Origin of the sequence: Nocardioides taihuensis, assembly GCF_042657275.1 — a bacterium.
Classification (GTDB): Bacteria; Actinomycetota; Actinomycetes; order Propionibacteriales; family Nocardioidaceae; genus Nocardioides; species Nocardioides taihuensis.
The window spans coordinates 175,002-197,866 of sequence record NZ_JBHSKD010000011.1 but is presented as its reverse complement, the minus strand read 5'-3'; the positions used below and the strand labels follow the sequence as shown (position 1 = coordinate 197,866).

The window sequence follows — 22,865 nt, the reverse complement described above, 5'->3', positions numbered from 1 at the left end:
TCAGCCCATGTAGGGGTAGCGGTAGTCGGTCGGCGGCACGAACGTCTCCTTGATGCTGCGCGGGCTGGTCCAGCGCAGCAGGTTGCTCGCGGCACCGGCCTTGTCGTTGGTGCCCGACGCGCGCCCGCCGCCGAACGGCTGCTGGCCCACGACGGCGCCGGTCGGCTTGTCGTTGATGTAGAAGTTGCCGGCGGCGAAGCGGAGCGCCCCGCGGGCCCACGCGATCGCGGCGCGGTCCTGGGCGATGATCGCGCCGGTGAGGGCGTACGGCGCGAACGACTCCATCTGGGCGACGACCTTCTCGAAGTCGCCGTCGTCGTAGACGTGGACGGCGAGGATCGGGCCGAAGTACTCCGTGGAGAACATCTCGTCGGTCGCGTCACCCTCGACCACGGTCGGGCGCACGAACCAGCCGACCGAGTCGTCGGTCTGGCCGCCCGCCAGCACCTGCAGCTTGCGCGAGCGCTTCGCGCGCTCGATCGCCGCCTTGTGCTTGGCGAAGGCCCGGTCGTCGATCACCGCACCCATGAAGTGGGAGAAGTCCGTCGGGTCGCCGACCGAGATCGCCTCGACCTCGGCGATGAAGTCGTCGCGCATCTTGTTCCACACCGACCGCGCGACGTACGCCCGCGACGCGGCGGAGCACTTCTGCCCCTGGAACTCGAAGGCGCCGCGCACGAGCGCGGTGCGCACCACGGCGGGGTCGGCCGACGGGTGGGCGACGACGAAGTCCTTGCCGCCGGTCTCGCCGACGATGCGCGGGTAGGAGCGGTAGCCGGCGATGTTCTCGCCGACCGTGCGCCACAGGTGCTGGAAGACCGGGGTCGAGCCGGTGAAGTGGATGCCGGCGAGGTCGGGGTGCGCCAGCGCGACCTCGGACAGCGCGCGGCCGTGGCCCGGCAGCATGTTGATCACTCCCGGGGGCATGCCGGCCTCCTCGAGCAGCTCCATCGTCAGCGACGCGGCCAGCTGCTGGGTCGGCGAGGGCTTCCAGATCACGGTGTTGCCCATGAGTGCCGGGGCCGTGGGCAGGTTGCCGGCGATCGCGGTGAAGTTGAACGGCGTGATCGCGTAGACGAAGCCCTCGAGCGGCCGGTGGTCGGTGCGGTTCCACACGCCGGGGCTGTTGGCGATCGGCTGCTCGGCCATGATCTGCCGGGCGTAGTGCACGTTGAACCGCCAGAAGTCGATCAGCTCGCACGCGCTGTCGATCTCGGCCTGGAACGCGGTCTTCGACTGGCCGAGCACGGTCGCGGCGTTGAGCCGCTGGCGCCACGGCCCGGCGAGCAGGTCGGCGGCCTTGAGGATGATCGCGCACTTCTCGTCGAACGGCATGGCCCACCAGTCGGGCGCAGCCTTCGTCGCGGCGTTGATGGCGGCCTTCGCGTCGGCCTGCGTGGCGTCCTTGAGGACGCCGAGCACGTGCTGGTGGTCGTGCGGCTGGACGACCTGGATCTCCGCGCCGCCGCCGGCCTTGCGGCGGCCGCCGATGTGCGCCTTGAGGTCCTTGGGGCGTCGCTCGAGCTTCTCGATCTCGACCAGCAGGGACTCACGCTCGGGGGTGCCCGGCGCGTAGGTCAGGTTGGGCTCGTTGACCGGTGCCGGCGGGTGGGTGATCGCGTCCATGGCTCGCACCCTAGTCCCACCCCGCGGGAGCCTAGAAACCGGTGAGCAGGTCCTCGATCTCCTGCACGGCGTACCACGCGAGGTCGTCGTCGGGATCGGCCCGGCCGGGGCGCGCCTCGGGGTCGGCGTGCACGGCCACGACCTCGCGGAAGGGCACCGGGCCGTCGGGGGTGCCGACCTCGGCGACGACCACGACCCGGCGGTAGGGACTCGCCTGCAGGTCGGTCGACGCGTCCGCCGCCTCCATCAGCGCGGCGTACTCGGACTCCTCGGTCGAGTCGGGCGCGACGTAGCGCTCCGCCTCGGCGGGGACCACGCCCGAGGCCCACCAGGTCGCCAGCTTCACCGGTGTGCTGGGCAGGTAGATCCGCACGCTCACGACGGGTCCGCCGCGTCAGCGTCGCGCGCCGCCCGGGTGCGGCGCCGCCCCCGCGGCGCCCGCGGACGCGCGCCCGTCGCGGTGTCGAGCAGCTCGTCGAGCGCCTCGGTCACGCACTGGCCGAGCACGTCCGCGTCCGGCAGCAGGTCGCGGTCGGCGGTGATGCCGTAGAACACCGACCCGTCGTACGACGTCACGCCGATCGCGAGCGCGTGCCCGGCGGTGAGCGGGGGGACGGGGTAGGTCTCGGTCATCCGTCCGCCGGCGGCGTAGAGGGGCGACTGCGGACCGGGGACGTTGGTGATGACCAGCTGGGCGTCACGGCGCAGCTCCGCGGCCGCGACCCGCGAGCCGATCGCGTGGAAGGTGGCCGGGGCGAAGCCGGCGATGCCGGCGAGGCGGTTCGCGGCGACCGCCCGCCCGGTCGCCTGGTGGGCCTGGAAGGAGTAGGAGACCTGGTGGAGGCGGACGACCGGGCTGGCCTCGCCGACGGGGAGCTTCACCGGGTGGGCGGCGATCTGGCTGCCGAGCGAGGTGGCCTCGAGCTCCTCGTCGATGACCGAGACCGGGACCACCGCCCGGATCTCCTTGAGCCCGCCGAGCGACTCGGCACGGTTCATCAGCCAGCCGCGCAAGGCCCCGGTCAGGGTGGCCAGGATGACGTCGTTGACGGTGCCGCCGTGGACCTTGCGGATGGTGCGGTAGTCGGCGAGGTCGGTGCGCACGGCGACCACCCGGCGCTGCTGCGACAGCTCGCCGGAGATCGGGCTCACCCTGGTCGGGCGGCGGCCGGCGAGCGCACCCGCGACCGTGCCGATCCGCGTGGTCGCGCCCTCGACGCCGCGGAGCAGCGAGCCGGTGTTGGTGCGCAGGGTGTCGAGCACGGTGCCGGGCCGGTCGAGGGAGTCCTTGACCGCGCCGGAGATCAGGCCGAGCGGCGAGGGGCTGCCGTGCGGGTGCCACGGGTCGGAGCCGAGCGTCTTGGGCTGCTCGCTGACGTCGAGCAGCACCTGACCGAGGTCGACGGTCTCGACGCCGTCGACGAGCACCACGTGCGACTTCGAGAGCAGGGCGAGGCGGCCGCCGGCGAGGCCCTCCACGACGTACACCTCCCAGAGCGGGCGGTTGCGGTCGAGGGGGCGCGAGACGATGCGGGCCACCAACTCGCGCAGCTGGTCGAGCGTGCCCGGGCGCGGCAGCGCAGAGCGGCGCACGTGGTAGGCGAGGTCGAAGGCCTCGTCGTCGACCCACACGGGGTTGGCCAGCCGCCCCGGCACGACCTGCACGCGCTGCCGGTAGCGCGGCACGAACGAGATCCGCTCGGAGATCAGCTGGACCAGGCGGGCGTGGTCGAGGCCGGACTCGCCGGGGTCGAAGATCTCGACGGTGGCGTTGTGGAGAGGGGTGGCGGGGGTCTCCTCCGCGAGGAACACGACGTCACGTGGCCGGAGCCGCTGGGTCATCGTGTCCATCCTCCCTGAGGGATCCGGGTGCGTCGGGCGTGGTGTTGCATGGGATTCTGACAGAGGCGGCGCCAGGGGCGCCGCACGTCTTGCGTCTGGAGGAGGACCCATGAAGCGCCGAGCCGCCGTGCTGCTGACCCTGGCCCTGTGTGCCCTGCCCGCCCTCACCGCCTGCGGTGGCGACGAGGACCCGGCCGTCGAGGAGGAGCTCACGCCCAAGGTCATCACCATCACGGTCAAGGACGGCACGATCGACCCGAACGGCGAGCGGGTCGACGTCGCCGTCGACCAGCCGATCGAGCTGCAGGTCGACTCCGACGCCGAGGGCGAGCTGCACGTCCACTCCGACCCCGAGCAGGAGCTCTCCTACGGCGTGGGCCAGACCAAGCTCGAGGTCGACGCGATCACCATGCCCGGCGTGGTCGAGATCGAGGACCACACGCTCGACAAGGTCGTCGTCCAGCTGCAGGTGCAGTGAGCCCACACGCCGTGGTCTCGGGCGCGCCGGGTGGCCAGGACGTCTGGGCCCACGGCATCGGCGGCGCGAAGGACCTGCCGATCTCGCCGGGGCTGGCGATCGCGGGGGCGGTCGCCGCCCTCGTGGTGTCGTTCACCGTGCTCGCGGTGGCCTGGCGCGAGCCGCGCTGGGACGAGCGCACGAGCGGGCGCCCCGCGCCGGCGTGGCTCTCCCGGATCGTCGACTCGCACGGCTGGGCGATCGTCCTGCGGGTGCTCGGCGTGCTCGCCGCGGCGTACGTCGCGCTGGCGGCGGTGTTCGGCAAGGACCTGCTGACCAACCCGGTCTTCGGCATCTTCTACGTGTGGTGGTGGATCGGGCTGGTCCCGCTCTCGCTGCTGCTCGGCCCCGTGTGGCGCGCGATCAGCCCGGCCCGCACCGTGAACTGGGCCTTCGCCAAGGTCTCGGGCAGCGACCCGGACCAGGGCCTGTACGACTACCCCGACTGGCTGGGGACCTGGCCGGCCGCACTCGGCCTCTACGCCTTCGTCTGGATGGAGCTGGTCTACCCGCACGGCACCGAGCTGGGACCCGTGCGCCTGTGGCTGGCGGCGTACGCCGCGGTGATGCTGGTGGGAGGCGCGGTCTTCGGCAACACCTTCTACGAGCGGGCCGACCCGTTCGAGGTCTACTCCAGCCTGGTCGCCAAGCTGTCGGTGTGGGGGCGCCGCGACGACCAGCTCGTCGTCCGCAGCCCCCTGGCCAACCTCGACACCACGGTCCCGCGCGCCGGGCTGGTCGCGGTGCTGGCCGTGCTCTTCGGCAGCACCGGCTTCGACTCCTTCCGCGAGTCGACGCGGTGGCTGCAGGTCATCCAGAACACCTCGACCTCGCCGTACGTGCTCAACAACCTCGCGCTGCTCGGCTTCTGCGTCGGGGTCGGCGTGATCTTCACCGTCGGCACGATGACGACGGGCGTCGCGCCGGGCACCGACCGGTGGCAGCTCCCCCGCCAGTTCGCGCACTCGATCGTGCCGATCATCGTCGGCTACGTGTTCGCCCACTACCTGACCTACCTCGTCGAGTACGGGCAGCAGGTGCTGATCCTGGCCAGCGACCCGCTGAGCCGCGGTGACAACTGGTTCGGCACCGGGAACCTGCAGGTCAACTACTGGCTCTCCTACCACCCGACGTTCCTGGCGGTGTCGAAGGTGGCCTTCGTCGTCGGCGGGCACGTGCTCGGCGTGATCGCGGCGCACGACCGCGCGGTGCGGCTGCTGCCCCGACGTCACCAGCTGACCGGTCAGCTCCCGCTGCTCGCCGCGATGATCATCTTCACCGTGGGCGGGCTGTACCTGCTGTTCGCCGCCTGACCCGGGCGACCCGACCGACCCGCCGCGCGGCGGGCGCAGCCGGGGCGGGTGCGAGGGCGTCGGCGAGCTCCCCGAGGCCACGCGCGAGCGGGCCGTCGGAGCACTCGACGACCGGGCGTCCGGTGACCAGCGCGCGGTCCGCCGCGGCGCGGTCGTCGGGCAGGAAGTGCAGGCCGGCCAGCTGGGTGAAGCCCTCGACCATGCCGGCCACCTCGGCATCGTCCCAGCCCAGGGTGGGGCGCGACCGGTTGACGACGACGCGGACCGGCGCCCCGCGGGTCACCTCGCGCAGCTCGACCAGCCCCCGGGCGAGCCTGGTGAGGCCGACGGGGTCCGCGGTACCGACCACGACCACCTCGTCGGCCACCTCGAGCGCGCTCCGGGTCAGCTGGTTGCGGCCCGGCCGGCCCGACGCCTCGGTGAAGGGGTCGAGCTCGAGGCTGAAGCCGGTGTCGACCACGACGTGGCCCCGCCCGCGGGCCTCCTCCAGCAGGTGCTCGAGCACGCCGGGCCGGACCTCGGTCCAGCGGTCGGGACGGGGCAGCCCGGTCACCACCGCGAGCCTGCCTCCCAGCGACCGCGCCAGGCCGCCGAGCCGCTCGGGCAGGCAGCCCTCGGCGGCGGCCCGCGCCGCGGCGAGCAGCCCCGAGACCTCGTCGAGGACGCCGAGCTGCTGGGCCACCGCGCCGCCGTAGGGGTCGGCGTCGACGAGCACCGTGGGCAACCCGCGGGCCGCGAGGCCGGCGGCGGTGCCGACCGCCACCGTGGTGCGCCCGGGGGCGCCGGCCGGGCCCCACACCGCGACCACGCGCCCGGCCGCGTCGGGCGACGGTGCGCCCTCGAGCCCGCGCACCGCCGTCGCCGGCGGCTCGTCGCCGGCCAGCACGAGGTCGGGGAGGGCGGCGAGGTCGTCGTCGGCGACGACGGCGCTCACCCCGATCCGGCTGGCGTGGAGTGCGCCCTGGTCGAGCGCGGGCCCGGAGGCGACGACGGCGACGGGGCGCACGCCGTGGTGGCGCAGGTGGTCGACCGCGGGACGGTCGAGGCCGTCGGCGTCGAGGCCCACCACGGCCACGTCGGCCTGGCCCGAGCCCGCGGCGGCGAGCAGGTCGTCGACGTCGACGCAGCGGCGCAGCACCACGATGTCGCGGCGGCCCTGCAGGCGGGCCAGTGCACCGGACTCCCACCCGGCGCCCCCGGCCAGGACCAGCACGACGACGGCCATCAGCCGCGGCGCACCACGGTGAGCACCGGGTCGGTGACCGCCCCGGTGGCGCGGAAGTACGTCGCGGCGTCGGCCTCGTCGACCGCCACGACCACCTGCCGACGGCCGCTGACCGCGAGCACGTCGTCGAGGGCGGGCGCCTCCAGCACCGTCGCCCCGGCGAGCACCGGGTCACCGGTGCCGGCACCCGGCACCTCGTCGCCGCCGAGGTAGACGTCGACGACCCAGCCGGGCTCGACCCCCGGAGGCACCAGGGCCGGGTCGACCGCCAGCGGCAGCGAGACCGAGCCGGTGACGTCCTCGGCGCCGACCGCTGCCCGCGGCAGCAGCTCACCCGCCCCGACAGCGCGGGTGAGGTGCAGCTCGGCGGGCAGCGCGTCGGCGGCCGTCCAGTACTGCGCGAGGTCGGCCTCGTCGGCGAAGTGCACGCGGCGGGCGACCAGGTCGTCGGCGGTCAGCACGGCCCCCGCGCCGGCGTCCTCGGGGGCGGCCCACACGACGACCGTGTCGTCGGCGGCCCCGACCACGCGGACCCCTGCCACGACCGAGACCGCCACCAGCGCGACCCCGATCCACAGCCGCGGGTCACGCCAGCCGGCGGCCGCGGGACGGACTGCGGCCGGCGCCTCGCGGGCGACGGGCTCCTCGGTGCGGGTGCTCACGGCGGTGATCATGCCGCCGCGCCCCGGATCCGAAACCCGCTCGTCCACAGCCCCTGCGACCCGGCACCACGCGGGTCCTCCCGGGTGGGACGATGGGGGCGTGCCCGAACCGTCCGCGGGATCGCCCCGCTTCCTCACGCTGGCCGACGTGGCCGAGGTGCTGAACACGTCGGTCGCCCAGGTCTACGCGCTCGTCCGGCGCGGCGAGCTCCCGGCGATCAAGCTCGGGGGACGCGGCCAGTGGCGGGTCGAGGCGAGCCGGCTCGAGGACTACATCGCACAGCTCTACCGCGAGACCGACGACTACGTCAGCCGGCACCCGTTCGAGGCCGACGAGCAGGCGGACCAGCCGACCGCGGAGCAGGCCGGGGCCGGCGAGCCGGAGCTCTCCTGACGCCTCCGCCCGGGGCGGCGGTCAGCCGACCTCGGCGCCGAGCGTGATGTCGACGGTGCGCTCCTGGCCGTCGCGGACGACGGTGAACTCGATCGTCTCCCCCGGCTGGTGGGTGCGGATGGCCACGATCAGCGCGATGCCGTCGGTGACCCGGTCGCCCTCGACGGCGGTGACCAGGTCGTCCTCCTGCAGGCCGGCCTCGTCGGCCGGGGTGCCGGACACGACCTCGTCGATCCGGGCGCCGTCACCGCTGGTGTCGCCGGTGCGGACCTTGGCGCCGATCACCGGATAGCGCGCCTCGCCGGTCTTGAGGATCTGGTCGGCGGTGATCTTGACCTGCTCGATCGGGATCGCGAAGCCGACCCCGATGTTGCCCGACTGCTCGCCGCTGAACGACCCGCCGGTCGTCGCGATCGCGCTGTTCACGCCCACCACGCGGCCCTGCAGGTCGACGAGCGGACCGCCGGAGTTGCCGGGGTTGATGGCGGCGTCGGTCTGCACCGCGTTGATGTACGACGAGTCGTTGGCCGAGTCGCCGGTGGTGACGGGCCGGTCGAGCGCGCTCACGATGCCGGCGGTGACCGTCGAGCTCAGCCCCAGCGGTGAGCCGATGGCCACGACCGAGTCACCCACGCGCAGCACCTCGGACTCGCCGAGCGAGGCCGGACGCATGCCGCGCGCCTTCGGCACCGACAGCACGGCGAGGTCGTAGACCGGACTGCGGCCGACGACCTCGGCGTCGTAGCGGTTGCCGTCCTGGTCGACGACCTCGATCGGGCCGTCGTTCTCCGCGGCCGCCTCGACGACGTGGTTGTTGGTGATCACGTGTCCCTGCTTGTCGAGCACGAAGCCGGAGCCGGTCGCGCCGCCCTGCTGCCCGTCGTACCACGCGGAGATCTGGACCGTGCTCGGGAGCAGCTCGCGGGCGACCGCCGCGACGGAGCCGTTGCCGGCGGGGAGCGGGGCCTCCGAGACCGTGTCGACGTCGTCGAGACCACCGGCGAAGAGCCCGTCACCGCCGTTGCTCACGCGCTCGAAGACCGCGCCACCCACGACGCCGCCCACCACGCCGAGCAGCAGCGCCAGGCAGCACACGACCGGCCAGAGCCACCCGGGCACCCGGCCACGCGGGGTGGCGTGGGCGCCCGGTGCGGCGTAGGAGGGGGCCAGCGGCTGGGTGACCGGCGCCCAGCTGCCCGGACGCGGCTGCGTGGTCGGCGGGAGCCAGGACTGGCCGGGGCCGGCCGGCTGGGGGGCGGGCGGTGCCGGCGCGTCGTACACCGGGGCCGACGGGGACAGCGGGGCCGGTGGGGCCGGGGGCGCCGCCCCGGGGACGTGCGCGAGGGGCGCGGTGTCCTCGCTGCGGTCGTCGGGGTCGGTCACGTGCACCAGTGTCGCCCACGGGGCGAAATCGCGCCCGGGTGGACCGGTCGCGCCGCCCGGTGCCCGCTCAGCGGGAGCGGTGGGGCGAGCTCGGCAGCGGCGTCGGGAACGCCGAGGTCGGCACCGTGCGCGCGCCGCCGTTCTGGCCGATGTCGGTGACCGGCGGCCGGCGGTCGACGGGGGCGTCGGGCCCGGCCAGGCCCAGCGCGACCACGCCGAGCACGGCGACGCCGACGGCGCCGCCGCCGAGCACGGCCAGGCCGGTGTGCCGGCGCAGCAGGCCGGGGTCGTGGTGTGCCGCCACGGGTGCGCCGAGGGCACCGGGCCCGAGCAGCGAGCCCTTGAGGTGGTCAGGGGCCGGCGCAGCGCCGGAGAGCCCGGCGAGCCGCGTCTTGATCCAGCCCTCGCGCTCGACGAGGTCGCGGCAGGCGTGGCAGGCGTGCACGTGCGCCCACAGCCGCTCCGCCTCGGCGGCCGGCAGCTGGCCGTCGAGCAGCGCGCTCACGCGCGCGCCGAGGTGCCCGATCACGCGGACCCGCCCCGCGCCACGGGCACCGGACCGGTGGACGGACCGCTGTAGCGGGCCCGCCCCTCCTGCGGCGCCCGGTGCGCGAGCGCCTGGCGGAGCTGGGCGCGGCCACGGTGGATGCGGGAGCGGACGGTGCCGAGCTTGGCCCCGAGGATCTCCGCGATCTCCTCGTAGGAGAGACCCTCGACGTCGCAGAGCACCACGGCGGCGCGGAAGTCCGGCGGCAGGGTGGCCAGGGCGCGCTCGACGTCGTCGTCGAAGGTCTGGTCGCTGTAGGCGACGTCCGGGGCCGGCGAGCTGCTGGTCAGCCGGCTGGCCCGCTCGTCGGAGAGCGCGTCGAAGCGGATCCGCTGCTTGCGGCGCGCCTGGTCGAGGAAGAGGTTGGTGGTGATCCGGTGCAGCCAGCCCTCGAACGTGCCGGGGGTGTAGGTCGAGAGGCTGCGGAAGACGCGGACGAAGACCTCCTGCGTGAGGTCCTCGGCGTCGTGGCGGTTGCCGGTCAGGCGGTAGGCGAGCCGGTAGACGCGGTCGGAGTGGCGCTCGACGACCTCGTCCCAGGTCGGGACGTCGCCGGTGGCGCCCTCGGCGTCCCCAGGGGTCCTGGGGTCGGTGATCTCCACCGGAGCCTCCTTCTCGCGCGACCGCGCGGCCTGACCGAACAGCGTCTGGCTCCTCAACCTAGGGACAGGGCCTGAGAGGACCCTGTGAAATGTCTGCGAACTCTGCTGCGACCAACGTACGACGCGGGCCCGGTGTTCCCCCAGGGCCAGGTTGCCCGAGTTCCTCCCGTGGACCCGTCGTGACCGCGCCGGGGTGCGCGGCGGTGCGGCTCGTGCGCGGTAGTGTCGCCTCACCCGCCGGACCCAGGAGGTCGCCATCAGCACACCGACGGAGCCGATCTCGGCCGCCAGCTGGTCCTACGCCGAGAACCACGTGGCCGAGGACGACGTCCTCGCCGCCGCCCGGGCGCGCGCGCAGGAGGTCGGCGTGGTCCCCCTGGGGTCGGGCGCGGGCGCTGCCCTGCGCTTCCTCGCCTCGGTGCTCGACGCCCGCGCGGTCGTCGAGGTCGGCACCGGCACGGGCGTCTCCGGCCTGTGGCTGCTGCGCGGCATGCGGTCCGACGGCGTGCTCACCACCGTCGACATCGAGGCCGAGCACCAGCGGCTGGCCCGCCAGACCTTCGCCGACGCGGGCATCGCGCCGCAGCGCGCGCGCACCATCCCCGGTGCGGCGCTCGACGTGCTGCCGCGGCTCACCGACGGCCACTACGACCTGGTGTTCTGCGACGGCGACAAGGCCGAGTACACCGCCTACCTCCGCGAGGCGCTGCGCCTGCTGCGCCCCGGTGGCGTGGTGGCCTTCGACAACGCCCTGTGGCACGACCGCGTCGCCGACCCGGCGCAGCGCGACGAGGACACCGTCGTGATCCGCGAGCTCGGCCGGGAGATCGCGGAGAACGACTCGCTGGTCTCGGCCCTGCTGCCCGTCGGCGACGGCCTGCTCGTCGCCAAGAAGGAGTGGTCGCCCGAGCCGGGCGAGGCCTGAGTCAGGCCCGGGCGGCCGGGGTGAAGCCGGCCGCGCCCTCGGCAATCGCGACGACGTCGCAGGGCTCGACCTGCACGGGCGGGCTGCCGATGATCTGCGAGCCCGGCGACTCCGCCGCGGTCTCCTCGAACGACGCCTGGAACGCCGCGCGGGCCTCGTCGGACTCGAAGACGTAGCAGCCCTCGAACCACTCCCCCGGCCGCATCCGCCAGGTCTTGTAGGCCAGCCCCTCCATGCCGGTGAAGCGGGCGTGCGAGCTGTCCGCGACGTACGCCGCAAGGCGCTCCTCGACGCCGGCCTCGGCGTCGGCGAGCGACCAGCGGACGGTCAGACCCTTCATCGGACTCCCTCCAGGGGGTTCTCGGAGCCGAGCCAGGCCAGCAGCGCCCGCGCGCCGAAGCCGGTAGGGCCGGCGGTCCACTCGTGGCGGTCCTGCGGCGCGTCGCCGACCGAGGCGATGTCGAGGTGGGCCCACGGGACCGACCCGACGAAGTGCTGCAGGAAGAGCGCGCCCATGATCGCGCCGGGCCCGCTCGGTCCGTTGTCGGCATCGGCGACGTGGGAGGAGAGCTTGTCCTCGTAGTCGGCGACCAGGGGGAACCGCCAGAGCGGCTCGCCGGCCTGCCGCGCCGCCGCGGAGATCCGCCCGGCCAGCCCGTCGTGGTTGGCGAAGAAGCCGCCGGTCTGCAGCCCGAGGGCGACCTTGATCGCGCCGGTCAGCGTCGCCACGTCGACGACGGCGGCCGGGCCGAGGTCGTCCACGGCGTAGGCCAGCGCGTCCGCGAGGACCAGCCGGCCCTCGGCGTCGGTGTTGGTCACCTCCGTGGTGCGCCCGCCGTAGTGGCGCACGACGTCGCCGGGGCGCATCGCGTCGCCGCCGACGGCGTTCTCGGCCGCGGCGACGAGGCCGGTGACCCGCACCGGGCACTCGACGGCGGCGAGCGCGGCCATGGTGGCAATGACGACGGCGCCGCCGGTCATGTCGCGCTTCATGTTGACCATCGCCTCGCCGGGCTTGATCGAGAGGCCGCCGGTGTCGAAGGTGATGCCCTTGCCCACCAGCACGACGCGCGGCGCGCTGCGGCCACCGCGACCGCGGGGGGTGTAGGTCATCTCGACGAGGCGGGGCGGCGCCGCGGCGGCGCGCCCGACGGCGAGCAGGCCGCCGAACCCGCGGCGGGTCAGGTCGGCGACGTCGCTGACGCGCACGTCGACGCCGGCCTCCTCGCCGGCGACCACGGCCTGGTCGGCCAGCCACGCGGGCGTCTTCAGGTTGGACGGCACCGAGGCCAGCATCCGGGCCCGCCAGCCGGCACCGCCGACGGCGAGCGCGCGGTCGAGCACCGGCGCCAGCCCCCGCGGTTCGGCCAGCCCCGCCAGCACGACCCGGGCGACCGGCGTGTGCTCGGGCGGCTGCGAGCGCCAGTGGAAGGCGAACGAGCCGAGCATCATGCCGACCACGAACGCCTCGAACGCGGCGTCGGTCTCGGCCAGGGCGGGGACTGAGGTGGCGACGCTCGCCCGGTCGCGGGTGGCCCGCGCCAGCGCCGCGCCGGCCTGGCGCAGCTCGTCGGGCGTGTGGCCGCCGACGCCGACCAGCAGCACCGCTCGCGCGGGCGCCGACGGGTCGTCGGGGACCACCGGCACCGTGACCACGGCACCGGGCTTCGCCGCCGACCCGGAGGATCCGGTCGCCTCGAGGGCGGCGAGCAGGTCGAGGTCGTGGGTGCGGGCGATCTCGTCGGCACCGGGTCCGAGGAGGACCGCGTCGCCGTCGGCCACCACCGGGACGGCCACGCACTCGACGCCGCCGAGCGCGTGCGGGGGCAGGGCGCTGAGCGCGAACTCCGGGGGTGAGACCTGAGGGGGGAGGGAGGGAGCGGGGGGAGTCACGGCCGGATCAGCCGACGACGTCCTTGAGGGCCTCGCCGAGGGCGCCCGCCTCCTCGGCGTTGAGCTCGACGACCAGCCGGCCACCGCCTTCGAGAGGCACACGCATCACGATGCCGCGGCCCTCCTTGGTGACCTCCAGCGGGCCGTCGCCCGTCCGGGGCTTCATCGCGGCCATCCGCGCACCTCACTTTTCTGCGATCCAGGCACGACCGGCGCCCTCGCAGACCCCGTTCGCGTCGTATGTGCAGACCATTATCCCCCATCGCACCGTGACGCCGGCCACAGGGCGCGCAGGTGGAGCGAGGGACGTGCTGGCACACTGGGGCCGTGCGCGCCCGGTCGGCCCTCTTCGACGTGTACGGCGACCACCTGCGAACCCGCGGGGACCAGGCGCCGGTGGCTGCTCTCGTGCGCATCCTCGAGCCGGTCGGCATCGCCGCACCGGCGGTGCGCACCGCGATCTCGCGGATGGTGGCCCAGGACTGGCTGGCGCCGGTGCTCGTCGACGGAGTCCGCGGCTACCGCGCGACGGACCGCGCCGTGCGCCGGCTCGACGAGGCCGCCGCCCGGATCTACCGCCGCGTGCAGCCGGCGTGGGACGGCACCTGGCAGCTGGTGCTGGTCGACCCACCCACCCAGCGCGCCGCCCGGAACCGGCTGCGCGCCGACCTCGGCTTCGTGGGGTACGCCGAGCTGGCGCCGGAGGTGTGGATCAGCCCGCACGAGCGGGCCGAGCTCGCCTCGGTCCTCGAGGTCGCGGGCGCCACGGCCCGGACCGCCCGGGTCACGGAGATCGACCCGGCACCCACCTCGGCCTGGGACCTCGAGGCCCTCCGCAGGGCGTACGACGCGTGGCTGGCCAGCGCCCCCGAGCTCGTGGTCGCGCACACCGACGGGCACCACGACCCCGACGAGGCGGCGTTCGCGGCGCGCTTCCACCTCGTGCACGAGTGGCGCAAGTTCCTCTTCGCCGACCCGGGGCTGCCGCCCGAGATGCTGCCCGCGGACTGGCCGGGCCAGGCGGCCGCCGACCTCTTCGCACGCGAGGCCGACCGGCTGGCCGCCGGGGCCGAGCGCTTCGTCACCCGCTGCCTGAGCAGCTGAGCTGCGGGCCTCGTCGATCGGGCAGACTGCGGCCATGACCGACTCCCCCGTGCTCCTCGACCTGACCGACGGCGTCGCCACGATCACCCTCAACCGCCCCGAGGCGATGAACAGCCTCGACGTGGCCACCAAGGAGGCGCTGCTGGAGGTCGTGCGCTCGGTGGCCGACGACCCGGCGGCGCGGTGCGTCGTGCTGACCGGCACCGGCCGGGCGTTCTGCGTGGGGCAGGACCTCAAGGAGCACATCGAGATCCTGCGCAGCGACTCGAGCGAGTCGCTGTTTCGCACCGTGGACGAGCACTACAACCCGATCGTCTCCACGCTGGCCACGATGGCCAAGCCGGTCGTCGCCGCGGTCAACGGCGTCGCCGCGGGCGCGGGGGCGAGCCTCGCCTTCGCCTGCGACCTGCGGATCCTCGCCGACACCGCCGGCTTCAACCTCGCCTTCGCCAACGTCGCGCTGTCGTGCGACACCGGTGCGAGCTACCACCTGCAGCGGCTGGTCGGGCGGGCGCGGGCCTTCGAGCTGCTCTACTTCCCGCGCACGGTGCCGGCCGCCGAGTCGCTCGAGCTCGGCCTCGCGACCCGCGTGGTCCCGGGCGAGGAGCTCGCGGACGCCGTCCGCGAGGTGGCGACCCGGCTCGCGGCCGGCCCGACGGTCGCGCTCGGCGCGATGCGCCAGTCGGTGGTGTTCGCCGCCGGCCACTCGCTGGAGGAGTCGCTGGCGGTGGAGAGCGCGATGATGCAGAAGACCGGCGCCACCCGCGACCACGAGGCCGCCGTCGCGGCGTTCGTGGCGAAGGAGAAGCCGGTCTTCGAGGGCCGCTAGCCAGCCCGCGGGACAGGGACGGCGGCTCAGAGCGGCTCGGCCTGGGGCGTGCCGCGCCAGGCGCCGAAGACCTTGAGCACCCGCCGGGGTGCGAGCACCCGCATCATCTTCCGCGACGGGTGGGCGCCGTACTCGACGGTGAGGGCGGTGCCGGCGAACTCGTGGTTGTACCAGCCGGTCATGGTGCCGTGGCAGACGCCGCCGCAGTCGAGGGTCTTGCGCGGGAGGTCGAGCACGCGCGCCACCCGGCGGGCGAACTTCGGGCGCTTGGTGTCGGTGTCGACCCCGCGCAGCGGCTGGTGGAAGCTCAGCAGCCACCGCGGCCTCACGTCGCGCAGGAAGCTCATCATCGCCCGGGTCTCGCGCTCGGAGGCCGCGCGGCGGCCGGACTCGTAGTTGCCGTCGAGGTCGACCCAGCGGTAGGGGTAGTTGCGGTTGAGGTCGACGCCCCGGCCGTTCTTGCGGGTGCCGGCCGCGAGGCCGTCGGGGTTGTAGACCGGCACCACCCACAGGTCGATGCCGTGCACCGGCTTGCCCTCCACCAGCGAGCGGAGGATGAAGCGCGTCGCCCCCTCGTTGCCGTGCATGGTCGAGATCAGCACGACCTTGGTCGTGCCGGGCTCGCCGAGGTGGTACGCCCGGATCTTGCGGTCGCCGCGGGTCGTGCCGAGCACCCGGGTGCCGATCACGGCGTCGGGCGCCGCGGCCGTCGTGGCGCCGGTGGCGGCGGAGGATGCGCCCCCCAGGGGCAGCAGGAGCGGCACGGCCAGCGCGAGCAGGCCGAGGAGTGCGGCGGAGACCCGAGAACGCCGCGGCACCGGCTAGACCCAGGCCTTGAGGTAGGCGACGGTGAACACGAGCACGCCCACCAGCATGCCGACGTGGGCGAGGACCGAGAGACCGGGCCCGTCGGACCAGGTGTCCTGGCGGGCGGTCTCCGCGTGCCGGCCGTGGCTCGGCAGCCAGCGGACCAGGATCAGCAGCCCGGCGATCACGGTCACCCACCAGCAGGCCAGCGCGAAGATGCCCATGCCGGGGCCGCCGAGCACGGACTCGTCGTCCCCGACGAGGAACAGGACCCACAGGACCAGTGCCAGCGTGCCGAAGAGCGTGTGGACGTTGAGCAGGCCCCGGCCGACGTCCATCGAGCCGGCCCCGCCCTCCCCGCCCAGCCGGAGTCGGGTGAGCACGACCACGACGGCCGCGAGTGCGGTCAGGATGTAGACGATCACCTCGGCGGACACGGCTGGAAGTCTGCCCTAGTCGCTCCGGCGCTCGCCACGGCCCTCCGCGGACGGCTCGCCCATGGGGGGCTCGCCCACCGGGGGCACGGCCGGCTGGTCCGTCGGGAGGTCGACCGGCTCCGACGCCGGCGCCTCGGCGCGGTGGGCGCCGGGCTCCCCGGCGACCGGGACGGGCCCAGGCGGCACGGGGTCGGTCGCGGGCTCGGCCACGTGCGCAGGCTCGGTCCCGGGCGTCGGCCGACCGCCCTCCGGGGCGTCGACCTGCGAGGCCAGGCGCTCGAGGAGCGCGTCGACCTCCGACATCCGGTAGCCGCGGAAGGCGAGGGAGAAGCGGACCTTGCGCAGGTCGTCTCCGGTCAGGTCGCCCTCGGCGGGCACCAGGGCGTCCGGCCGGTCGTCGTACACCTCGCTCATCGGCGTCCCCTTGCCGGCCGCCAGGAGCGCGATGCCCCCCATGGCGAGCACCAGGAGGATCGCGAAGAGCCACATCATGGCGTCATCCTGCCTCGCCGCGCTCCGCGCCGGTCACTCGGCTCGCCGGGGCGGCGGGCTGGGGAACCGCCCCTCGCGGGCCCGGACCATGGTCGCGACGGCCTCCTCGACGTCGTCGGTGACGGTGAGGACGTCGAGGTCCTGCTCGGAGAGCTTGCCCTCGGCGAGCGCCGTGCCGCGCAGCCAGCCGACGAGACCGTCCCAGTAGTCGTGACCGATCAGCACCACGGGGAACGACGTCACCTTGCGCGTCTGCACGAGCGTCAGCGCCTCGAACAGCTCGTCGAGCGTGCCGAGCCCACCGGGCAGCACCAGGAAGCCCTGGGCGTACTTGACGAACATCGTCTTGCGGGCGAAGAAGTAGCGGAAGTTGATGCCGACGTCGACCCACGGGTTGAGGCCGCTCTCGAAGGGCAGCTCGATGCCGAGCCCGACGCTGGTGCCGCCGGCCTCGCTGGCGCCCTTGTTGGCCGCCTCCATCGCGCCCGGACCGCCGCCCGTGATCACCGCGAACCCGGCGTCGACGAGCCGGCGACCCGCCTCCTCCGCGAGGGTGTACGACGGGTGGTCGGCCGGGGTGCGCGCGGAACCGAAGACCCCGACCGCCGGCCCGAGCTCGGCCAGGGCACCGAAGCCCTCGACGAACTCGGCCTGGATGCGCAGCACGCGCCACGGGTCGGCGTGGAGCCAGTCCGTCGGGCCGCCGGTGTCGAGCAGCCGCTGGTCGGTGGTGCTGCCGCCGTCGACCTGCTGGCGGCGCAGCGTGACAGGGCCGAGCTGCTTGGTGGGCTGGTGGTTGGGCTTGCCCGACGGCCGCGTCGTGCCGGGCTCCCGGCCGTCGTCGGCGCTCACTGCGACTCCAGCCAGCGGCGCAGCTCCTGCTCGCAGCGCTCGATCTGGGCGACGGGCACGTGCTCGTCCTGCTTGTGCGCGAACATCGGGTCGCCGGGGCCGAAGTTGACGGCCGGGATCCCGAGCGCGGTGAAGCGGGCGACGTCGGTCCAGCCGAACTTGGGGCCGACCTCGCCACCGACCGCCTCGATGAACGCCTTCGCGGCGGGGAGGCCCAGGCCCGGGAGCGCCCCCGGCGCGCTGTCGGTGACGGTCACGTCGTACCCCTCGAAGAACTCGCGCACGAAGTCGGCGGCCTCCTCCTCGCTGCGGTCGGGGGCGAACCGGAAGTTGACCTCGACCACGCACTCGTCGGGCACCACGTTGCCGGCGACGCCGCCGCGGATGAAGACGGCGTTGAGGCCCTCGCGGTACTCCAGCCCGTCGATGACCGGTCGCCGGCCCTCGTAGGCCTTGAGCCGGTCGAGGATGTCGCCGGCACGGTGGATCGCGTTGACCCCGCGCCAGCTCCGCGCGCTGTGAGCGCGCTCGCCCGTCGTCCGCACGTCGACGCGCAGCGTGCCCTGGCAACCGGCCTCGACGACCGCGTTGCTGGGCTCCATGAGGATCGCGAAGTCGGCCTCGAGGAGCTCGGGGTGGCTCTCGGCGAGCAGCCGCAGGCCGTTGAACTCCGAGTCGATCTCCTCGCCCTCGTAGAGCACGTAGGTGACGTCGCGGGCCGGCTCGGGCAGGGTCGCCGCCAGCCGCAGGATGATCGCGTCTCCGCCCTTCATGTCGCAGGTGCCGAGGCCGTGCAGGACCACGCCGTCCGGCGTCTCCTCCCACCGGCACGGCAGGTTGTCGTTGACCGGCACCGTGTCGAGGTGTCCCGCGATCACGATCCTCTCCGGGCGCCCGAGCTCGGTGCGGGCGACGACGCTGTGCCCCAGCCTGCTCACCACCAGGTGCGGGCACCCGCGCAACGCCGCCTCGACGGCGTCGGCGATCGCCTCCTCGTCACGGCTCACCGACTCGATGTCGACCAGCCGCGCGGTCAGCGTCGCGGCATCCAGTGTCAGGTCCAGCGCAGTCGTCGTCTCCTCCAGCGGCATGCCCCCATCCAACCAGCCCCCCACCCCCGCCCGCCGAGGTGGGAGAAATGGCGACGCGAGGTGGGAGAAATGGCGATGGACGATCGCCATTCCTCCCACCTGGAGTGACCATTTCTCCCACCTCGACCGGGCATGGATAGAACGTGTTCTAGATTGAGGGCCATGCGACACGGGATCGTGCTGTTCACGAGCGACCGGGGGATCAAGCCGGCGGTGGCGGCGCGGGCGGCGGAGGAGCGGGGGTTCGACACGTTCTACGTGCCGGAGCACACGCACATCCCGGTACGGCGCGACGCGCTGCACCCGACCGGCGGCGAGCAGCTGCCCGACGACCGCTACACCCGCACGCTCGACCCGTGGGTGTCACTGGCGACCGCGGCGGCCGTCACCGAGAGGATCCGGCTGGGCACCGCCGTGGCGCTGCCCGTGGAGTCCGACCCGATCACGCTGGCCAAGACGATCGCCACCCTGGATCACCTCTCCGGCGGGCGGGTGACGCTGGGCGCGGGGTTCGGCTGGAACACCGACGAGCTCGCCGACCACCACGTCCCCGCGGGCAAGCGGCGCACGGTCCTGCGCGAGTACGTCGAGGCGATGCGCGCGCTGTGGACCGAGGAGGAGGCGGCGTACGACGGGCAGCACGTCTCCTTCGGCCCGTCGTGGGCCTGGCCCAAGCCGACGCAAGCGCGGGTGCCGGTCGTGGTCGGCGCCGGCGGCGGCCCGCAGACCTTCCGCTGGATCGCCGAGACCGCCGACGGCTGGATGACCACCCCGGTCGAGCAGGACGTCCCCGCCAAGTGCGACGCCCTGCGCGCCGCGTGGGCCGAGGCCGGCCGCGACGGCGCGCCGCAGGTGCACGTGCTCGTCGCCGCCCGCCCCTCCCCCCACGACCTCGCCGCGTGGGCCCGCGCCGGCGCGACCGACGTCATCTGGGGGCTGCCCGACAAGCCGGAGGACGAGGTGCTCGCCTACCTCGACCGCCTCGCCGCCCGCCTCGAATTGCGCTGACCCGCCGCTAACTAACGGCGGGTCAGCGTGTCAGAGGGCTCCGGAGGGGTCCTCGTGGCCGACGACGCGCTCGACGGCGACCACGGCCTTCTCGCCGTCGCCGACGACGACCTCGGCACCTGCTCCGGCGACGTGCCCCTCGCTCACGGTGTACGACGTCGCGAGCGTCTCGCCCGCCACGAGCGCCTCGTGGATCCGCGCCGCGTCGAGCACCGCGGGGGTGCCGCCGACGGTGAGCCGGATCCGGTCGGAGACCTCGAGCCCGGCCTCGCGCCGCGCCTGCTGCACCGCCCTCACCAGGTCGCGGGCCAGGCCCTCGGCCGCGAGGTCGGGGGTGACCTCGGTGTCGAGCACCACGAAGCCGCCGCCCGGCAGCATCCCGGTGGAGTGCGTGTCGTCGTCGCCGGCGGCCACGGTCTCGAGGCTGTACTCCCCCTCGACCAGCGCCAGCCCGCCCGCGGTCACGGTGCCGTCCTCGGCCACCGACCAGTCGCCCGACTTCGACGCCCGGATCGCGACCTGGACGTCCTTGCCGAGCCGCGGCCCGGCCGCCCGCGCGTTCACGGTCAGCCGCTGCGCCACGCCGTACGACGCCGCCTCCGGCGCCTCGGCGTCGAGCAGACGCACGTGCTTGACGTTCACCTCGTCGGCCACGATCGGCTCGAAGCCCGCGAGGGCCCCGGGGTCCGCGACGACCACGGTCAGCGTCGACAGCGGGAGCCGGTTGCGCAGGCCCGCGGCCTTGCGCAGCGCCGAGGCCGAGGAGCACACGTCGCGCACCTGGTCCATCGCGGCGACCAGCGGGTGGTCCGACGGCAGGTCCTCGACCGACGGCCAGTCGGTCAGGTGCACCGACCGCTCGCCGGTCAGCCCGCGCCAGACCTCCTCGGTCGTCAGTGGCAGCAGCGGTGCCGCCACCCGGCACACGGTCTCGAGCACCGTCCACAGCGTGTCGAACGCCGCCTCGTCCACGACCCCGTCGGCCGCCCAGAAGCGCTCGCGCGACCGGCGGATGTACCAGTTCGTGAGCACGTCGAGGAAGGCGCGCGTGGAGTCGCAGGCGTTCGCGACCTCGTAGTCGTCGAGCTGCGCGGTCGCGTCCGCGACGTACTCCCGCAGCTTGGCCAGCAGGTAGCGGTCGAGCGGGTCCTCCGACGCCGTCGAGCGCTTCGCCTCGTAGCCCGCCGCGTTGGCGTAGAGCGCGAAGAAGTACCAGCTGTTCCACAGCGGGATCAGCACCTGCCGCACGGAGTCGCGGATGCCCTGCTCGGTGACGACCAGGTTGCCGCCGCGCAGGATCGGCGACGACATCAGGAACCAGCGCATCGCGTCGGCGCCGTCGCGGTCGAAGACCTCGTAGACGTTGGGGTAGTTGCGCAGCGACTTCGACATCTTGTTGCCGTCGGAGCCCAGCACGATGCCGTGCGAGACGCAGGTCGAGAAGGCCGGGCGCTCGAAGAGCGCGGCCGCCAGCACGTGCATGGTGTAGAACCAGCCGCGCGTCTGGCCGATGTACTCGACGATGAAGTCGCCCGGGAAGTGGTGCTCGAACCACTCGGCGTTCTCGAACGGGTAGTGCACCTGGGCGAAGCTCATCGACCCGGACTCGAACCAGCAGTCCATGACGTCGGTGACCCGGCGCATGGTCGAGCGCCCCGTCGGGTCGTCCGGGTTGGGTCGGGTCAGCTCGTCGATGAACGGCCGGTGCAGGTCGGTGGGCCGCACGCCGAAGTCGCGCTCGAGCTCGTCGAGCGAGCCGTAGACGTCGATCCGGGGGTACGCCGGGTCGTCGCTCTTCCAGACCGGGATCGGGCTGCCCCAGAACCGGTTGCGCGAGATCGACCAGTCACGGGTGTTCTCCAGCCACTTGCCGAACTGCCCGTCCTTGACGTGGTCGGGCACCCACCGGACCTCCTGGTTGAGGTCGAGCATGCGCTCGCGGATCTTCGTGGTCGAGACGAACCACGACGACACCGCCATGTAGATCAGCGGCTCGCGGCAGCGCCAGCAGTGGGGGTAGGAGTGCTCGTAGCTCTCGCGGCGCAGCAGCACCGTGCCCGCGGTGATCGGGCCGCGGTCGCCCTCGCCCCGGGTGGCTGCCTTGAGGTGGTCGATGATCGCGAGGTTCGCGTCGAAGACGTGCATGCCGGCGTAGTCGTCGACCGGGTGCACGAACGTGCCGTCCTTGGCGACCGGCACGACCGGCTCGATGTTCTCGCGGTCGGTGACGATCTTGTCGACCTCACCGAAGGCGCCGGCGGTGTGCACCAGCCCGGTGCCGTCGTCGACGGTGACGAACTCGGCCTCGAAGACCCGGTGGGCGTTCTCGTGGCCCTCGTAGTAGGCCATCGGGGGCACGTAGGCGCTGCCCACGAGGTCGGCACCGGCGAAGCGGGCGACGACCTCGGGGGCCTCGCCCAGCTCGCGGGCGTACGCCGCGAGGCGCGCCGCGCCGATGAGGTAGCGCTCGGTGGTGCCCGTGACGTCCGACTCCACGACGACGTAGTCGATGTCGGGGCCGACCATGATCCCGAGGTTGGCCGCGAGGGTCCACGGCGTCGTCGTCCACACCAGCGCCAGCGCGCCGGCGGCGGGGCCGTCGGTCAGCCGCAGGCCGACGGTGACGGCGGGGTCCTGCCGGTTCTGGTAGACGTCGTCGTCCATCCTCAGCTCGTGCGCGGACAGCGGGGTCTCGTCGTTCCAGCAGTAGGGCAGCACGCGGAAGCCCTCGTAGGCCAGGCCCTTCTCCCACAGCTGCTGGAAGGCCCACATCACCGATTCCATGTAGTCGGTGTCGAGGGTCTTGTAGTCGTGGTCGAAGTCGACCCAGCGCGCCTGCCGGGTGACGTAGTCGCGCCACTCCTGGGTGTACTGGAAGACCGACTTGCGGCACTCGGCGTTGAACTGCTCGATGCCGAGGTCGAGGATCTCCTGCGTCGTCTTCATCCCGAGCTGGCGCATCGCCTCGAGCTCGGCGGGCAGGCCGTGGGTGTCCCAGCCGAAGCGCCGCTCGACCCGGCGGCCGCGCATCGTCTGGTAGCGCGGGATCAGGTCCTTGACGTAGCCGGTGAGCAGGTGGCCGTAGTGGGGCAGGCCGTTGGCGAACGGCGGGCCGTCGTAGAAGACGAACTCGTTCGCGCCCTCCTCGCCCGCCTCGCGCTGCTCGACCGAGGCGCGGAAGGTGTCGTCGTCCTTCCAGTACGCCAGCACCCGCTCCTCGATCTCCGGGAAGTTCGGGGTCGACGAGACGGCGCGGTGCGCACCGGTGGAGACCTTCGGGTAGGTCATGGGCGGTTCTCCTGGCGGTCGGTCCTCG

The 22,865-nt window shown here is 73.8% G+C and carries 24 protein-coding genes; 7 read left to right on the top strand and 17 right to left on the bottom strand.

Going from position 1 to position 22,865, the window contains the following annotated elements:
- Genes pruA through ACFPGP_RS12270 form a run of 3 tightly spaced genes read right to left on the bottom strand, consistent with a single transcriptional unit; the run spans position 1 to position 3,468 of the window.
- Positions 1-1,626, bottom strand: a complete 1,626-nt coding sequence (gene pruA / locus ACFPGP_RS12280; protein WP_378590498.1) for an L-glutamate gamma-semialdehyde dehydrogenase — start codon at positions 1,624-1,626, stop codon at positions 1-3.
- A 31-nt stretch (positions 1,627-1,657) separates the two neighbouring features.
- On the bottom strand, positions 1,658-2,005 hold the full coding sequence (locus ACFPGP_RS12275; RefSeq protein WP_378590496.1) for a DUF6912 family protein: 348 nt from the start codon (positions 2,003-2,005) through the stop codon (positions 1,658-1,660).
- A complete protein-coding gene (locus ACFPGP_RS12270) occupies positions 2,002-3,468 on the bottom strand; it encodes a WS/DGAT/MGAT family O-acyltransferase (protein ID WP_378590494.1) in 1,467 nt (488 codons plus the stop codon). The genes ACFPGP_RS12275 and ACFPGP_RS12270 overlap by 4 nt, the downstream gene beginning before the upstream one ends.
- Before the next feature lie 109 nt (positions 3,469-3,577).
- On the opposite strand from ACFPGP_RS12270, the gene ACFPGP_RS12265 reads away from it, so the two are divergent.
- Both ACFPGP_RS12265 and ACFPGP_RS12260 read left to right on the top strand, forming a co-directional pair.
- Entirely contained in the window at positions 3,578-3,946 is a 369-nt protein-coding gene (locus ACFPGP_RS12265; RefSeq protein WP_378590492.1) for a hypothetical protein, read from the top strand.
- The gene (locus tag ACFPGP_RS12260) at positions 3,943-5,298 is read left to right on the top strand and encodes a hypothetical protein (RefSeq protein ID WP_378590490.1); all 1,356 of its coding nucleotides are present in this window, start codon (positions 3,943-3,945) and stop codon (positions 5,296-5,298) included. Before ACFPGP_RS12265 ends, ACFPGP_RS12260 begins: the two co-directional genes overlap by 4 nt.
- Here the strand turns inward: ACFPGP_RS12260 and ACFPGP_RS12255 are convergent.
- Together ACFPGP_RS12255 and ACFPGP_RS12250 are read right to left on the bottom strand one after the other, a co-directional pair.
- On the bottom strand, positions 5,261-6,523 hold the full coding sequence (locus tag ACFPGP_RS12255) for an AAA family ATPase (protein WP_378590488.1): 1,263 nt from the start codon (positions 6,521-6,523) through the stop codon (positions 5,261-5,263). The genes ACFPGP_RS12260 and ACFPGP_RS12255 overlap by 38 nt on opposite strands.
- The gene (locus tag ACFPGP_RS12250; protein ID WP_378590486.1) at positions 6,523-7,185 is read right to left on the bottom strand and encodes a hypothetical protein; all 663 of its coding nucleotides are present in this window, start codon (positions 7,183-7,185) and stop codon (positions 6,523-6,525) included. The genes ACFPGP_RS12255 and ACFPGP_RS12250 overlap by 1 nt, the downstream gene beginning before the upstream one ends.
- Before the next feature lie 100 nt (positions 7,186-7,285).
- On the opposite strand from ACFPGP_RS12250, the gene ACFPGP_RS12245 reads away from it, so the two are divergent.
- Entirely contained in the window at positions 7,286-7,579 is a 294-nt protein-coding gene (locus ACFPGP_RS12245) for a helix-turn-helix domain-containing protein (RefSeq protein WP_378590484.1), read from the top strand.
- 21 nt (positions 7,580-7,600) lie between these two features.
- On the opposite strand, the gene ACFPGP_RS12240 is transcribed toward ACFPGP_RS12245, so the two are convergent.
- The 3 genes from ACFPGP_RS12240 to sigE form a co-directional block, all read right to left on the bottom strand.
- On the bottom strand, positions 7,601-8,962 hold the full coding sequence (locus tag ACFPGP_RS12240) for a S1C family serine protease (RefSeq protein WP_378590482.1): 1,362 nt from the start codon (positions 8,960-8,962) through the stop codon (positions 7,601-7,603).
- 67 nt (positions 8,963-9,029) lie between these two features.
- Positions 9,030-9,491: an anti-sigma factor family protein gene (locus ACFPGP_RS12235; RefSeq protein WP_378590480.1), complete on the bottom strand. Its 462-nt coding sequence runs from the start codon at positions 9,489-9,491 to the stop codon at positions 9,030-9,032.
- Entirely contained in the window at positions 9,488-10,105 is a 618-nt protein-coding gene (gene sigE, locus ACFPGP_RS12230) for an RNA polymerase sigma factor SigE (protein WP_378590568.1), read from the bottom strand. The genes ACFPGP_RS12235 and sigE overlap by 4 nt, the downstream gene beginning before the upstream one ends.
- A gap of 319 nt (positions 10,106-10,424) precedes the next feature.
- On the opposite strand from sigE, the gene ACFPGP_RS12225 reads away from it, so the two are divergent.
- Entirely contained in the window at positions 10,425-11,036 is a 612-nt protein-coding gene (locus tag ACFPGP_RS12225) for an O-methyltransferase (protein WP_378590478.1), read from the top strand.
- Between the two features lies 1 nt (position 11,037).
- On the opposite strand, the gene ACFPGP_RS12220 is transcribed toward ACFPGP_RS12225, so the two are convergent.
- From ACFPGP_RS12220 to ACFPGP_RS12210, 3 genes are read right to left on the bottom strand one after another with little or no spacing between them, the layout of a single operon-like run.
- Positions 11,038-11,376: a hypothetical protein gene (locus ACFPGP_RS12220; protein WP_378590476.1), complete on the bottom strand. Its 339-nt coding sequence runs from the start codon at positions 11,374-11,376 to the stop codon at positions 11,038-11,040.
- The gene (locus ACFPGP_RS12215; RefSeq protein ID WP_378590474.1) at positions 11,373-12,929 is read right to left on the bottom strand and encodes a leucyl aminopeptidase family protein; all 1,557 of its coding nucleotides are present in this window, start codon (positions 12,927-12,929) and stop codon (positions 11,373-11,375) included. Before ACFPGP_RS12215 ends, ACFPGP_RS12220 begins: the two co-directional genes overlap by 4 nt.
- 7 nt (positions 12,930-12,936) lie before the next feature.
- Positions 12,937-13,104: a DUF3117 domain-containing protein gene (locus ACFPGP_RS12210; RefSeq protein ID WP_378590472.1), complete on the bottom strand. Its 168-nt coding sequence runs from the start codon at positions 13,102-13,104 to the stop codon at positions 12,937-12,939.
- Positions 13,105-13,256: 152 nt separating this feature from the next.
- On the opposite strand from ACFPGP_RS12210, the gene ACFPGP_RS12205 reads away from it, so the two are divergent.
- On the top strand, positions 13,257-14,033 hold the full coding sequence (locus tag ACFPGP_RS12205; protein WP_378590470.1) for a PaaX family transcriptional regulator: 777 nt from the start codon (positions 13,257-13,259) through the stop codon (positions 14,031-14,033).
- A gap of 34 nt (positions 14,034-14,067) precedes the next feature.
- The gene (locus ACFPGP_RS12200) at positions 14,068-14,862 is read left to right on the top strand and encodes an enoyl-CoA hydratase/isomerase family protein (RefSeq protein ID WP_378590468.1); all 795 of its coding nucleotides are present in this window, start codon (positions 14,068-14,070) and stop codon (positions 14,860-14,862) included.
- Between the two features lie 26 nt (positions 14,863-14,888).
- Here the strand turns inward: ACFPGP_RS12200 and ACFPGP_RS12195 are convergent, their stop codons facing one another.
- From ACFPGP_RS12195 to dapE, 5 genes are read right to left on the bottom strand one after another with little or no spacing between them, the layout of a single operon-like run.
- Positions 14,889-15,680, bottom strand: a complete 792-nt coding sequence (locus tag ACFPGP_RS12195) for a M14 family metallopeptidase (protein WP_378590466.1) — start codon at positions 15,678-15,680, stop codon at positions 14,889-14,891.
- Between the two features lie 3 nt (positions 15,681-15,683).
- Entirely contained in the window at positions 15,684-16,106 is a 423-nt protein-coding gene (locus tag ACFPGP_RS12190) for a hypothetical protein (RefSeq protein WP_378590464.1), read from the bottom strand.
- A 15-nt stretch (positions 16,107-16,121) separates the two neighbouring features.
- Positions 16,122-16,598: a DivIVA domain-containing protein gene (locus ACFPGP_RS12185; RefSeq protein ID WP_378590462.1), complete on the bottom strand. Its 477-nt coding sequence runs from the start codon at positions 16,596-16,598 to the stop codon at positions 16,122-16,124.
- Between the two features lie 33 nt (positions 16,599-16,631).
- Complete coding sequence (locus ACFPGP_RS12180; protein WP_378590460.1) at positions 16,632-17,450, bottom strand: LOG family protein; 819 nt, start codon at positions 17,448-17,450, stop codon at positions 16,632-16,634.
- Positions 17,447-18,541, bottom strand: coding sequence for a succinyl-diaminopimelate desuccinylase (gene dapE, locus ACFPGP_RS12175; protein ID WP_378590458.1), 1,095 nt, complete (start codon positions 18,539-18,541; stop codon positions 17,447-17,449). Before dapE ends, ACFPGP_RS12180 begins: the two co-directional genes overlap by 4 nt.
- 162 nt (positions 18,542-18,703) lie before the next feature.
- Between dapE and ACFPGP_RS12170 the strand changes: the two genes are divergently transcribed.
- Positions 18,704-19,549: a TIGR03619 family F420-dependent LLM class oxidoreductase gene (locus ACFPGP_RS12170; protein WP_378590456.1), complete on the top strand. Its 846-nt coding sequence runs from the start codon at positions 18,704-18,706 to the stop codon at positions 19,547-19,549.
- Between the two features lie 30 nt (positions 19,550-19,579).
- Here the strand turns inward: ACFPGP_RS12170 and ileS are convergent, their stop codons facing one another.
- Positions 19,580-22,837 (bottom strand): isoleucine--tRNA ligase, encoded by a 3,258-nt coding sequence (ileS, locus tag ACFPGP_RS12165; protein ID WP_378590454.1) that lies wholly within the window; start codon positions 22,835-22,837, stop codon positions 19,580-19,582.
- Positions 22,838-22,865 lie beyond the last annotated feature (28 nt).

Excerpts from the sequence above, each read along its gene's own strand:
- ACFPGP_RS12185 (WP_378590462.1), bottom strand. The coding sequence starts at position 16,598 with ATGATGTGGCTCTTCGCGATCCTCCTGGTGCTCGCCATGGGGGGCATC.
- ACFPGP_RS12200 (WP_378590468.1), top strand. The coding sequence starts at position 14,068 with ATGACCGACTCCCCCGTGCTCCTCGACCTGACCGACGGCGTCGCCACG.
- ACFPGP_RS12270 (WP_378590494.1), bottom strand. The coding sequence starts at position 3,468 with ATGACCCAGCGGCTCCGGCCACGTGACGTCGTGTTCCTCGCGGAGGAG.
- pruA (WP_378590498.1), bottom strand. The coding sequence starts at position 1,626 with ATGGACGCGATCACCCACCCGCCGGCACCGGTCAACGAGCCCAACCTG.
- ACFPGP_RS12210 (WP_378590472.1), bottom strand. The coding sequence starts at position 13,104 with ATGGCCGCGATGAAGCCCCGGACGGGCGACGGCCCGCTGGAGGTCACC.
- ACFPGP_RS12220 (WP_378590476.1), bottom strand. The coding sequence starts at position 11,376 with ATGAAGGGTCTGACCGTCCGCTGGTCGCTCGCCGACGCCGAGGCCGGC.
- dapE (WP_378590458.1), bottom strand. The coding sequence starts at position 18,541 with ATGCCGCTGGAGGAGACGACGACTGCGCTGGACCTGACACTGGATGCC.
- ACFPGP_RS12265 (WP_378590492.1), top strand. The coding sequence starts at position 3,578 with ATGAAGCGCCGAGCCGCCGTGCTGCTGACCCTGGCCCTGTGTGCCCTG.
- ACFPGP_RS12255 (WP_378590488.1), bottom strand. The coding sequence starts at position 6,523 with ATGGCCGTCGTCGTGCTGGTCCTGGCCGGGGGCGCCGGGTGGGAGTCC.
- ACFPGP_RS12170 (WP_378590456.1), top strand. The coding sequence starts at position 18,704 with ATGCGACACGGGATCGTGCTGTTCACGAGCGACCGGGGGATCAAGCCG.
- ileS (WP_378590454.1), bottom strand. The coding sequence starts at position 22,837 with ATGACCTACCCGAAGGTCTCCACCGGTGCGCACCGCGCCGTCTCGTCG.